The 13,257-nt window shown below is 42.4% G+C and carries 8 protein-coding genes; 4 read left to right on the forward strand and 4 right to left on the reverse strand.

Annotated elements, in window-relative coordinates:
- Positions 1-5: 5 nt before the first annotated feature.
- The 3 genes from CWB60_RS10395 to CWB60_RS10405 are packed head-to-tail and all read right to left on the reverse strand — an operon-like array spanning position 6 to position 3,497.
- Positions 6-1,205: an AGE family epimerase/isomerase gene (locus tag CWB60_RS10395; protein ID WP_138577878.1), complete on the reverse strand. Its 1,200-nt coding sequence runs from the start codon at positions 1,203-1,205 to the stop codon at positions 6-8.
- Complete coding sequence (locus CWB60_RS10400) at positions 1,202-2,179, reverse strand: carbohydrate kinase family protein (RefSeq protein ID WP_054982288.1); 978 nt, start codon at positions 2,177-2,179, stop codon at positions 1,202-1,204. Before CWB60_RS10400 ends, CWB60_RS10395 begins: the two co-directional genes overlap by 4 nt.
- Positions 2,180-2,195: 16 nt before the next feature.
- A complete protein-coding gene (locus CWB60_RS10405; RefSeq protein WP_138577876.1) occupies positions 2,196-3,497 on the reverse strand; it encodes an MGH1-like glycoside hydrolase domain-containing protein in 1,302 nt (433 codons plus the stop codon).
- Between the two features lie 196 nt (positions 3,498-3,693).
- On the opposite strand from CWB60_RS10405, the gene CWB60_RS10410 reads away from it, so the two are divergent.
- The 4 genes from CWB60_RS10410 to CWB60_RS10425 all read left to right on the forward strand — a co-directional run bounded on the left by CWB60_RS10410 (position 3,694) and on the right by CWB60_RS10425 (position 10,384).
- Positions 3,694-6,135: a TonB-dependent receptor gene (locus tag CWB60_RS10410; protein ID WP_138577874.1), complete on the forward strand. Its 2,442-nt coding sequence runs from the start codon at positions 3,694-3,696 to the stop codon at positions 6,133-6,135.
- 185 nt (positions 6,136-6,320) lie between these two features.
- The gene (locus tag CWB60_RS10415) at positions 6,321-7,901 is read left to right on the forward strand and encodes a sodium:solute symporter family protein (RefSeq protein ID WP_054982291.1); all 1,581 of its coding nucleotides are present in this window, start codon (positions 6,321-6,323) and stop codon (positions 7,899-7,901) included.
- Between the two features lie 10 nt (positions 7,902-7,911).
- Positions 7,912-9,153, forward strand: coding sequence for a glycerate kinase type-2 family protein (locus tag CWB60_RS10420; RefSeq protein ID WP_138577872.1), 1,242 nt, complete (start codon positions 7,912-7,914; stop codon positions 9,151-9,153).
- Between the two features lie 73 nt (positions 9,154-9,226).
- Entirely contained in the window at positions 9,227-10,384 is a 1,158-nt protein-coding gene (locus CWB60_RS10425; RefSeq protein ID WP_024031368.1) for an ROK family transcriptional regulator, read from the forward strand.
- Between the two features lie 105 nt (positions 10,385-10,489).
- Here the strand turns inward: CWB60_RS10425 and CWB60_RS10430 are convergent, their stop codons facing one another.
- On the reverse strand, positions 10,490-13,249 hold the full coding sequence (locus CWB60_RS10430) for a S9 family peptidase (RefSeq protein ID WP_138577870.1): 2,760 nt from the start codon (positions 13,247-13,249) through the stop codon (positions 10,490-10,492).
- Positions 13,250-13,257 lie beyond the last annotated feature (8 nt).

Below are 13,257 nucleotides of genomic sequence, written 5' to 3' on the forward strand. Positions count from 1 at the left end.
TTGGGTTATTTTAATAACGCCAACACATCAAAGCAGGCACCCATAGTATGGTAATCCGTTTTACCAATTGGGCTTTTCATAGTATCTATTTTTTTGTTATCTACGGTTAAAATTCTAAACCACGCCCCGTATTGATGATCAACTAAGTGCTGCCACGAGTACTGCCAAATTTTGTCATACCACTGCTGGTATTTTTCATCCCCTGTGGTTTCATAAAGGTAGGCCGCACAACACAGTGTTTCGGCTTGCACCCAAAAGTACTTGTCGTCATCGCATATGCTTTTATCTGGCGCAAATCCGTAACAAATACCGCCGTGTTGTTTATCCCACGCAACGTCTATTGAATTATCAAATAACGCTTGAGCGCGCTCAACAAGCCAAGTTTGTGGCTTATGCTTATTTAAAAACATTAATAGTTTTGACCACTCAGTTTGGTGACCTGGCTGAAAACCCCATGGGCGAAACAAATTTTTAGGATCGTCTTTGTTATACTCTAAATCAACCTGCCAATTTATATCGTAGTGCTCCCAAATAAGCCCACCCATTAAATTAGCTTGGCGATTAATCATGTTATCAGCCAGTGTGAGCGCGCGATTTAAAAATAGCTTATCTTGAGTTGCTTCATAAGCGGCAATAAGAGCTTCGCACGTATGCATATTGGCGTTTTGCCCGCGATACGGATCGCACTTAGTAAAATCATTGTTGTGCTGATCTTTATATAAACCCGCTTTTGCATCCCAAAAATGCGTTTCCATTGTTTGAAATGTATCGTTTAGGTATTCGCGTGCCTCTGTAACACCTACACGGTATGCCCAGCTGTAGGCTAAAATCACGAACGCAAAGCCATAGCAGTGGTTGGTATCATCAAGTACAGTGGCGTTACCTTGCTCAACACTCAATAACCAATTGTAACCGCCTGTTTGCTCAACAAAATGGTGCTTACGAATAAACTCAATACCCGATTTAACACGGTTTAGGTACTTTTCATCATTAAAGGTTTGGTACGCACGTGCATAGTTAAATACAAACCGAGTAGAGCTTACTAGGTGGCGAGTTTGCTTATCAAATACCTCACCATTATCCGAAAAGTTTTGGTAAAAACCGCCGTGTTCGTCGTCTATGTTTGGCTCGTAAAACGCCAGCGTATCGGCAATATGTTGTGTTAAAAATTCGCGGCTTTTAAAGTTATCAGGTGTGTGGCTCATAGTGCGCTCCTAAAATCATTAAGCGATTTTTCGTTAGGAAGAGACGTAAATGCCCCTTTGTAAGATGCTGCATGAGCACCACATAACGAAGCAAATTCAAAAATAGTTGTTAGTGTTTCGGGGTTATTGCAAAGCTTACTAAAAGAGCTAGGTGTGAGGTTTTGTAAGCCTAGTTGATACAGCAATCCACCTACAAACGCATCTCCTGCGGCGGTGGCATCAACCATAGTAACCTTTTTAGGGTGAAGCGTTTGCTTGGCATTTTTGGTATACCAATGCATGGGGTTGCCTGCATCGGTAACCACAAATAACTCACAGCCATTATTGAGAGTGTCGGCTATAAATTCTTCACCCGTTTGCTCACCCGCTAAGTATTCAAGCTCTTCTTTAGAGGCTTTAATAATAGAGCAGTGTTTTAGCAAGGGTAAAATGTGTTCACGCGGGTTAGCATTACTAGGCCATAAGTTGAGGCGTAAGTTAATATCAAAACTGACAATTGAGTTATTTTGCTTGGCAAATTCAACCCCATACGCGGTGGTTTTACGTATGCGCTCGTCGGTTAAGGTATTTGAGCAAATATGAAAAATATCGCATTGCTCAAACCATTCACTGCTAAAGTCACTATTAGTAAAGTGCAGATCGGCGGTGTTATCACGGTAAAACTCAAACGTACGGTCGCCGTCCTTATCAAGTGATACAAACGCAAGGGCGGTTTTTGCTTGGTCGGTAAAGCGCATAAAGTCGGTTTTTACGCCTTGCTCTTTTAAGGCGTTATGTAAAAAATCACCAAAGCTGTCGGTGCTTAGCATGCCAGCAAAGTAGGCGTTACCACCTAGCTTTGCAATAGCTACGCTTACGTTTGCAGGCGCACCGCCTGCAAACTTAGTAAACGCTTCGTGCTCGCTGTTGTTTTGGCTTAATTTATCAGAGAGTAAATCAACCAATACTTCACCAAAACATATTGTGTGTTTCATAATGCTGCCTTAGTTATTAATCAAGTAGCCAATGCAGCGCAATAGCGGCTGTCCATGAGAAATCTTTACCACCACAGCCGGCGCCTGTTTCTGGGTTAAAATATTCGTAGTAACCCGATTTAAGCACTAAATCGCGCGTGTCGTCCTGAATTTTATCAGCCGTGGTCACAAACCCTGCTTCTTTAAGGCCGATGGCTATCATCCAGTTAATGTGTAACCAAATAGGGCCGCGCCAGTAACGCTGTGGCTCGTATTTATCTTCTTTAGGGTGGGTAGATGCCACACTAAATTGACTCGACTCAATAAAATCTTCTGTCGCGGTATTAATAATACGCGTTTGCTCGTCAGTTGTTAAACCAGCATAAACGGTTAGTAGTGCCGCCGATGTTTTAACTTTAGCTAGGCTGTTGGTTAACACATTTTTACAGTAAAAGTATTCGCTTTGCTCACACCATAACGTGTTAATTGCTGTTTGAGTTAGTTCTAGACGCTGTGCTAAATAATCGGTACGTGCATCGTTTAAACCGAGTTGCTCACCCATTTTGAGTAAATCTTTTGTCGCACGGTGCAAAATAGCAATAATACCTAGGTCGTTCATTTTGTACGGGCAGGTTTCGTAAATTACTTTGCTATCAAAATTGTTACGTTTAAAAAAGTCTACTAGGTATAAGAAACGGTCATACTCGCTTTTATGCGGGCGCTGCGACGAATCAACATGGCTGGTGTCGCGGCGGGTGTATTCCCAATCAACACCAGGTACAGCTTCAAGGGCATCATCCCACGATGGGCTGTTATCCATACCCGATTCCCACGGATGATAAGTGACCACTAAGCCTGTATTTTCAGGATCGCGGTCGTTGTACCACCATAAATGGTAATCAACAACTTGAGAAAATAATGCTTTAACTTTTTGCTCTGCAAGGGTTTTATCTTGTGCGCTGGCAAGCATTTCTTTCATTACTGTTGCCACAACCGGTGGCTGCGAAATAGACGTACTTTTAATTTTTTTATCAGAGCCCCACACATCTGGACCAGGGAAGTAGGTAGTTGAATCCTTATGAAATAAGATATGTGGCACCATGCCATCATCCCACTGGCCTGAAAATAACACATCAATTTCTTGCCACGCACGGCTCTCGTCAGACTTCATCCACCCTAAGGCTGTAATCGCTGAATCCCAGTTCCACTGAAACGGGTAAAGGCCATGCGTAGGGACGGTATAGCCACCTAAATCGTTTGCTATAAGTGTTTTAGTAGCAAGTTCTGTAAGCGATGCCGCTGTGGCTGCATCAAGTTTACCGTTGATTGTATTAGTCATATTGGGTGCTCTTTGTGTGTTATTTTCAATTTGGATAATATTAAAGCACTCATTATGGGTTGTAAATGTTTTTTTTCTGTGCTTAAATCCTGTTCGAAGTAACAAAAAACTAACATGTATACTTGAGTATTTCGCACTTACTTAGCCACACTCTAAGTAATTACACACAGACAACTAGCACAATTGGAGAATACCCGTGAATAAAACTACGATCGCCTCTATTGTATCTTTATGCCTCACACAAGGCGCGTTTGCCGCAGAAGAGACTGCGCCAGATACAGCAAAAAAAGAAAATAACGTTGAACGTATTATCGTCTCTGGTACCAGCAAAGGACGCGTTATTTCAGATACCCCACAGTCAGTAACCTCTATTAGCGAAGATGAATTAATAAAGCTTTCATCAAGCAGCCAAGCAGATGTATTACGTTATATCCCAGGTATTAAAGTAGAAGGGGGCGGTGGTGAGGTTGGAACAAACCTACAAGTAAGAGGCTTACCTTCATCGGGTCAGTTTCAGTTTACGCCATTGTCGTACGACGGTTCACCTAGTTTGAGTGTTTTTGGCTTAAACTCATCGGCGTTTGATGTGTACTACCGAAACGACTTAGGTATTGAGCGTGTAGAATTTGTGCGTGGCGGTGTGTCTAATTTATTTGGCCAAGGCTCTGTAGCGGGTATTATTAACTATATTTCTAAAACGGGCAGCGATGATCCGCAAAGTACTGTGCAAATGGAGCTTTCTGATCAGGGCCGTACCCGTTTAGATTTTGCTACAAGCGGGCCGCTAAACGAAGATGGCCTTTATTATGCGCTGTCGGGCTTTTACCGTTACGATGAAGGCCCGTTAGATACAGGGCTTGAGACTAAAGGCACTCAGCTGCGCGGTAATATTCGTAAAGAATTTGATGACGGCTCTGGCTCATTTACTGTGTATGGCCAATACATTGACGACCAAGCACAGTTTTACCTGCCTATTCCACTTGATGGCGACAGCCGCGAACGCTTAACTGGTAACGATGGACGCGAAGTGGAGTCATTACAAACTGCTAATGTGTCTAACCTGTCCTACGATACTGCCAATGGTCGTTATGAATCGCCAATTAGCGATGGGGTGGTAACTAAAGGTGGCTCTATTTCAGTGGTGTTTGAAAAAGAGCTCGCTAACGATTTTGCTATTAACATGCGCAGTAAATACGCAAAGTACCAACACGAATTTAATCTATTTTTAGATGGCGACGGTATTATTAATGTACCTGAGAGCCAAGAAGAGTTTTTAGCTAACCGTGGCTTAAGTGATGTAAGCGATGCAGCGTTTACTTACACTGCATCGGGGCTGGCACTGGCAAGCGATGACTTATTATTTGCTAACCGTATTTTAGATAGAGACCGCCCAGCAGAGGATTTTTCTGCCGAATTTAATATTGTTAAAAGTATTTTTGTTGGCGATTTTAGCCACGATATTACCGTAGGTACGTTTTTCTCTCACAGTGAAGCCGATGACGATAACGTTATTACGACCTACTTGGGGGAATTTAACAATAACCCAGAACTGGTTGATTTAACGTACACCAATGCCGATGGTGATGTTGTTCAGTACACACAAAATGGTATTAGTGGCCCAGGTATTTCTTACACCAACCAAACAATTAGCGCTACCCGCCGTGCGCTTTATATAGCGGACCAAATGGAAAGCGATGATTGGATTATCGACTTTGGTGTACGTTATGAAGAAATTGACGGCAAAATTAGCCGTGAAGGCAGCCAAGTTGTACAAATTTCTGATGATCCATCACTTGCGCCTAATTTACAGGTAAACACCACAGGCAGTGGTGTAATGACCTACGGCGAAGTAGACACCTCTGAATTTGCGGTATCGGGTGCAGCCTTATACCGCTTAACCGATAACTTAAACGTATACGCGAATGCATCTCGCGGGTTTTTCTTCCCAGAAATTAGAGGAATTCAGTTTAATGATTTAGGTGAGCCTGCCAGCTACGAAGCCGAAATTGTTGAACAAGGCGAGCTTGGTATTAAGTTTTTTGATAACGACTTTAGCGGTAGCATCGCGTTATTTAGAACCGACTTAAAAGACAGACGCAGCGTAGACTTTGTTAACGATGGCAACGGTGGGGTATTAGAGCTGCCTGTTATGCAATCAACCAAAGCAACGGGTGTGGAGCTTACTGGTCGCTACGATATTACCGACGAGTGGGCGGTTGATGCCAACATGACTTACACTGACCACGAATTTACTGAGTTTGACTCAGACCCTTCTATTATTGGTAACGAGTTACGTCGTAAACCAAAAGTATTATTTAACTCTTCTATAAGCTACACCGCAGATAATTGGGATGCTGCTTTGTATCATAACTTTACAGGTAAAAACTTTGCTAACGATGCAAACTCTGTAGAGCTTGATTCATTCCACTTGTTTAGATTTGATGCGGGTTATAACTGGCAAATCGCCCCAGAGCAAACCGTACGTTTAAGCGTAGGGGTATTTAATTTGTTTGACTCTGATGGTGTTACCGAAGGCTCGCCGCGTTTAGGTAATAGCCAAACGTCAGACAATCCTTACTTTGTAGGCCGTCCAATTCTCCCACGACGCGTTACATTTAGAGTCAAATACGACTTTTAAATAAATGCTTTACGCCTATTAACCTGTTTTGGGGTTAATAGGCTTTTTGCATTGTGATGCATTTTTCAGCTAAGTTAGCGATAGGCTTGTTTTTAGGGACTGTTTTAGAAGTAAGCATATAGCTGTTTAGTTTTTTATTTTTGAGAAGGCGCTGTGTTTTCTTAATGTGAATACGCGAAATAATTATGAATATATTAGATTTTTCAATAGTTGCTCTTTACCTTGGTGCCTTATTGGTAATGGGGTTTATGCTACGCGAACAAACCAATAAAAGTGATTACTTTTTAGGAGGCAAAAGCTTAGGGTGGAAACCTTTAGCTTTGTCGGTAATGGCCACTCAGCTTTCGGCTATTAGCTTTATTTCGGCTCCTGCATTTGTTGGTTTGCGTGAAGGCGGTGGTATGCAATGGCTCTCGTATGAGTTAGGTGTGCCGCTGGCGATGATTTTAATTTTAGCGACTATTTTACCTAAGCTTTATAAAAGCGGCATTGTAAGTATTTATGATTACTTAGAAATGCGCTTTGGTCGTTCTACCCGTGTGCTTATTAGTGTGGTGTTTCAGTTTAGCCGCGCATTTGCCACCGGCATTATGATTTATGCGGTATCGCTTATTCTCCAAGGCACCATGGGCATAGAAGCATGGCAGGCCATTGTGCTTACCGGCGTGATCACGGTGTTATATTCACTGCAAGGCGGTATGAAAGCCGTGGTGTATGGTGATGCAATTCAAATGATCATCATTGTACTGGGTACTATTGCTTGTATTGGCTTTGGACTTTATCACTTAGGTGGGGTTGATACCTTTATTGCTAATGTTGATTCGAGCCGATTAGAAGCCATAAAATTTGATTCGTTTGGATTTAGTGGTGATGGCTTTGGTTTTTTACCTATGATTTTTGGTGGTGTGGTGCTTTACGCCTCTTACTATGGGTGTGACCAAACACAAGCGCAACGTGCACTTAGTGCAAAAGATCCTAAAAACTTACGCTACATGATTTTAGCCAACGGCGTAGTGCGTTTTCCTATTACTATTTTATATTGTGTGTCGGGCTTAATTGTAGGCACGCTGGCTATGAGTAACCCTGAGTTTTTAGCCAAAATTCCAGCGGATAACCCAGATTGGATGATGCCAATCTTTATTTTAGATTACTTACCACATGGCTTAATTGGTTTATTAGTGGTGGCCATTTTATCTGCGGCTATGTCATCACTTAGCTCAGCTATTAACTCGCTTTCGGCGGTAAGTATTGAAGACTACAGCCGTATTTCAAATAAAGAGCTAGACCAACCAACCTACTTAAAATTGGCTAAATACTTAGGGCTTATTTGGGGTGCAATTACGTTAATTTTATCGCTTTATGCTGGTGATATCGCACCTACTATTATTGAAGCCATTAACAAAGTAGGCTCGTTATTTTATGGCCCAATACTGGCGGTATTTTTAATTGCCGTAGTTAGTAAGCGCAGTGCTGCGCTGCATGCAAACATAGGCTTAATTAGTGGTGTGTTAATTAACTTGTTGGTGTCGGTATTTGCGCCAGACGTATTTTGGTTTTGGTGGAACTTTATTGGCTTTGTGGCTACAGCGGTGATTACCCTTACGACAAGCATTGCGATTCCACGCGAAGTAAACGAGGTTGCTAAAGCGCAAAACGCTGAGACTATCTCAAACTCAATTTTAACCGGTAAAGATATCGTTATGCTGCTTAGCATGTTTGTTGTGATGGTATTAATTTGCCTTGCTATTCCATCAATTTTTTCGTGAGCGTTAACCCATGGATTCTAAAAAGTCATTTTTAATCGATTTATTTACCACGGCGGTAAATGCCTGTAAACCCAGTGCGTGTATGAGCAAGTACTTGGAAAATATAGATGCCAGTAATGGTTTATGTGTGGTGGGCGCCGGTAAGGCCGCCGCCGAAATGGCCGCAGAGGTTAACCGTTTTTATGGTGATAAATGCTTTGGTGCGGTAGTGACACGTTACGGCTACGAAAGTGCCGGCGATACTGGGCGCATTAAAGTACTTAGTGCTAATCACCCAACGCCAGATGATAACAGCTTAGCAGCAGGTAAAGAGTTATTGGCGCTTGTAAAAAATAACCCGGCCGATATTCCTATTTTGTTTATTATATCAGGCGGCGGCTCGTCGCTTATGTGTCTGCCGGTAGAAGATGTACCGTTTGAGCAAAAGCAGGCGCTTAATCAGTTTTTACTTAAAAGCGGTGCAAGCGTTGATGAAATTAACGTTGTGCGCAAACAGCTCTCGCTTGTTAAAGGCGGTAAGTTAGCACAAGCGGCTAAATCGGATTATGTCACGCTGATTATTTCGGATGTAGTAGGGGATAAGCCAAGTGACATTGCATCAGGCCCCACAATTAGCGATAACAGCACTAAAGCCGATGCGCTGGCTATTTTACAAAAGTACAACTGGCCGGTTATTAACGAAATTGAAGCGCATTTATTAAAGCCTGAGCAACCACGCGCAGCTGATACTCAAGGCAAACACTTTATTGTAGCTAATGCCCAGCACGCGATTGACAGTGCTATTGATGTAGCGCAGCACCAAGGCTGGGATACGCAAGTACTTGGGTACGACATTCAAGGTGAGGCAAAAGAGGTTGCCCGCGCACATGCTAAAATTGCCCTTGAGCAAAAAGCGCAAGGTAAGCGCGTTATGTTGTTCTCTGGCGGTGAGCTTACAGTAACGGTAGCCGATGTTTATGGTGATGGCGGCCCTAATCAAGAGTACTTAATGGCATTGGCTGAGGCGCTTAACGCCGAGGCGGGTATTTATGCCATAGCGTGTGATACCGATGGTGTAGATGGCAGTAAAGACGTTGCCGGTGCGTATATAAATAGCAGCACGATTGCGCGCGCACTTGATGCTGGCGAAAACTTACACGCTCAGTTAGAAGGCCATAATAGCCATCAGTTTTTTAAAGCCATTGATGATTTAATTATTACTGGGCCAACCAATACTAACGTTAACGATTTTAGAGTGATAGTGATTGAGTAGGCGCGCTCGCCTACTTGTTCTTTAAAGTGGTTTAACGTAACCTTGTGCTCCAATTTTATTAGGGTTAATAGCTATGTTTTCGCTAAATAACAGTAACTTATTACGCTCAGGATTTGAGCTTGGAAAAGGCGACAAACTTTTTCAAGACATTGAACGTGATATTATTAAAGTGGTGTTTTGGGAGCAGTGCGTAACACAAAGCCATATTGTGAGCGCCACCCGAATTCCGCAGCAAACTGTCTCGCGTTTACTTAAATCGTTAACTCAGCATGGCGTAATAATGCAAACCGATACGCTTATCCCTAATAAAAAGGGTAAGCCTGGGTTTGGTATTGCGCTTAACCCCGAATACGGCTTTACCTTTGGTTTAGCTATTTTGCTTGATGCTATTTCTGTAGCAGTCATGGATTTTACCGGCAAAGTTATTTACACCCATATGCAGCTTATGTCAGACATGAGTATTAATAACGTACTTAAAAGTGCGCAAAAGCTGGTGGACGATATAAGCGCAGAGCATAACATTGCGAGCGAAAAAGTACTGGGAATGGGCGTGGGTATATCGGGCTTTTTTAGCTCTATGGACGGGAAAATGAATACCCACCATATGCTAGAGGAGTGGTCGCAGGTTGATATTATCGATATTGTCTCTAAGCATTTTCAACTCCCTACGTGGGTGGTGAATGACGCTACAGGCGCCGCCGCTGGCGAGGGGGTTGCAGGTATAGGCCGCGAGTATAAAAACTTTGTTTATATGTTTGTCTCGGCGGCATTTGGAGGCGGAATCGTAAATAACGGCGATGTATTGCGTGGTACTTACGGTAATGCTGGCGAGCTTGGCGATATGTTACCGCCAAAGTTATACGCTCATCCCAATTTAGAGTTACTAAAGCGTATTTTGAAAAAAAATGGTGTAGCGGTTGATTCAATTTACGACTTGCACGATAACTTTGACCCAGAATGGCCAGGCGTAGAAGAGTGGCTATTTAAAGTTCAAGACTCGTTTGATTTAGTAGCAACTTGTTGCTCGGCGCTATTAGATGCAGAAGCCATTATTATTGGCGGCCATATACCTAAAGAGCTGGCCGAAAAAGTAATAGCGCGTACTGAGGTTTACGCACAATTTAGACGCGGTGCTAAACGCCCGATGCCTAAGCTGGTGGTCTCAAACATTAATAACTTTCCGGTCTCCATTGGTGCAGCCACTTTGCCATTTAGAGAGCTGTGTTTGTAGCTTAATAATAGAAATTTTAAAACAAAAAGCCGATATTGATTTATACAATATCGGCTTTTTAGTATTTAAACCAAATTCTTAACTAAGTGTTATTGCGAATGGGTTTTACTCTTCAACGAACGGTTCACCTTCTGTCATCCACTTAGCGGCTGGCTTGCCTTTTAAGTAATGGTCAAAGTACTGCATCATACGCACTGAAAAATCGACCTGATTAGGAAACTTTTTCAAATGATGTGGTTCACCTTCGTATTGTAAAAAGGTGGCGTCTTTACCCGCACGGCGCAGGGCTAAGTAATATTGCACGCCTTCGTGCCAAGGCACTGCGTCGTCTTTGTCTCCAAACATAATTAAAATAGGGGTATTTACTTTATCGGCAAAAAACACTGGTGAGTTTTCGATGTATAGCTCGGGTGCTTCAAATAAATTTTTACCTATGCGGCTTTGCCCTGTTTCGTACTGAAATTGACGCGCAAGGCCCGACTTTAAACGTATGCCGCTGTATGCACTGGTCATGTTTGATACCGGCGCGCCCGATACAACCGCTTTAAACATATCTGTTTGGGTGATCATAAACGCACTTTGATAACCTGCCCAAGAGTGACCTTGTAAACCTATTTTATCTGGGTCGGCTATGCCTAAATCTATTAATTTTTGGGTAGCGTTTATCATGGTTTGCGTTGACGATTTACCTGGGTGGCCTATTTCAAAGCGAATGTCAGGTAAAAATACCGCATAACCGTTTGAGGTAAACATAGGGAAGTTAGGACGATGATTTAGCTCCATTTTAGGAAAGTCATACATGCGCTGGCTCATATAGCGGTAAAAATACACAACAACGGGCACTTTATCGCCTTTTTTGTAACCTGCAGGTTTAATTAATACCCCTTGTAGGTCTTCGCCATCAAAGCCTTTGTAGCTAATTAGCTCAGGCTTTTCGCCCCAGGAAAAATCCGCCATTTGTGGGTTTAAGTTGGTAACTTTTTTAGGCGCTGTAAAGCTAAAGTCGCTTTGGTAGTAATCAGGAAACTGATGATAGGTTTGCTCGGTAAATAGGTATTTATCGGCATGTTTTGCTTTTTTAACTACATCAATACGTTTTTTGCCACTCAGTACATTAGTAACCGTTTGTGAGGCTAAATCAAGCTTGGCTACTTCACGTTGCTTTGATTGTAAGTTAACGGCTGATACAAGTAATGTATCGTTTTGGGCAAAGCCTACTTGGTTTTTATCAAGCTTAATAACGCGATATTGCGTATTGCTTGGTTTACCATTAGTTAAACGCTCAGCGCGTTGAGTGTTGACATCAAACGCCCAAATATCGTATTTGCTATAAACCAATACTTGGCTGCTGTTATTTAACCAACCTGCAAATCCATAGCCAGGTTGCGGTGATGGATAGTCGTGTTTGTCATCGGCAAACGTGGCATTAATAGCTTTGCTAAGGGCGGTAACTTTGTTGGTTTTTAAATCTTTAAGTTGTACTTGGCTTTGTGCAAAGTAGGCTGCGTAGCGCCCATTAGGTGCAAGGCTTGGTGTAAACGGTGAATTTTTAATAATGGGAGTTTGCTCACCGGTATTAATGTTTATGCTGTAGTAGTCGGCAAAAAAGCCACCGTACATAATTTTTTCTAGGTGGGCTTGGTTAGAATAGCCTAATACACTTTGGCTACGATTAGTGTTAAGCGCTAAATCGCTGACTTTTTCATTGCTTAGTTGTACTGCTTTTTGGCTTTTTAAATGAAAAACAGCGCTGTAATGGCGGTTTTTATTAACCTTGTTCCACTGTTGTTCTTCTCGTGGTTTTATTTGGGCATCGTTGTTGTGCCACACGTTTAGCGCTTTATGTTCACGAATCGTGTCAAAGTCATACAGTGATGCTTCGTCGGTGTACTCTTTTATTTTTATTTTAGCGGCCAGTTTGGGGTGGTTTTCAAAATATAAGCGCTCGCCATTTTCAGACCAGCTAATCGATGCTGTTTTACCTATTACCCACTCTTTATTAGGGGAGTCAATAGTGCTAAGGGTGTTATTTTGCCAAAGCTTTAGAGAGTATTGTCTGCGACGCTCATCATCGTTTACGTAGTTACCGAGGTTAAATGCGGCTATTTCTTTATCAGGGTGCCAACTAATTGATTGTGCAACCACGCCTGGCTCATCAATTAATACGCTTTGCGCAAAGTTATTATTAAGTTCAAGCAGTACAAGCTGATTGTTGTTGCCATCACTAAAGCTTTGGCTGGCAAGTAGCTGTGCGCCACTTGGGCTTAGCGCATAACTAAATACATTATTTAAGCTGTGGGTAGTGCTGTTTTTTAAGTTTATTATTACTAGCTCAAAGCTTTTATCTTTTTTATCTGGTGTGATAGCGCTTTTTTCTTCGCTGTTATCTTCAGCAGGTGTGTCTTTTTCTGCTTTTTTATCAACTCGATAAGCAAGCCACTGGCCATTGTTACCTAAAACATAGTCTTTTACGTCAGCAAATTGCTGTTTTTCGCCGGTTTGGGTATTGACTAAAGTGAGGTTGTTTTTAAGTGATGACTTTTTCTCGCTGGTCTCTTGCTCAAGCAGGGTGGGTACTTGTGTAAATGCCACCCAATTAGCCGCTTTGTTAATAACGGGCTTAGTGCCGCGCTCCACGGTGCTAATGAGGGTGTTTGTTGTTAAGTCATAAACTTGCCCATTTGCATTGCCACGGTAGGGTTTAGCGCTAAAGCTGAGGATTTTACCATCATCTGAAAGTTGGGTGTTTTTTGCGTACTTAAAATCGAATACGTCTTTAAATTCTAACGGCTTTTGAGCCCAAGCAGCCGGGCTCGCTAAGCTTGCAAGCAGTGCTGAGCTTAAAAGGGTGAGCGTTGTTTTCATTATTGATT

This window comes from Pseudoalteromonas sp. S327, assembly GCF_005886415.1.
Classification (GTDB): Bacteria; Pseudomonadota; Gammaproteobacteria; order Enterobacterales; family Alteromonadaceae; genus Pseudoalteromonas; species Pseudoalteromonas atlantica.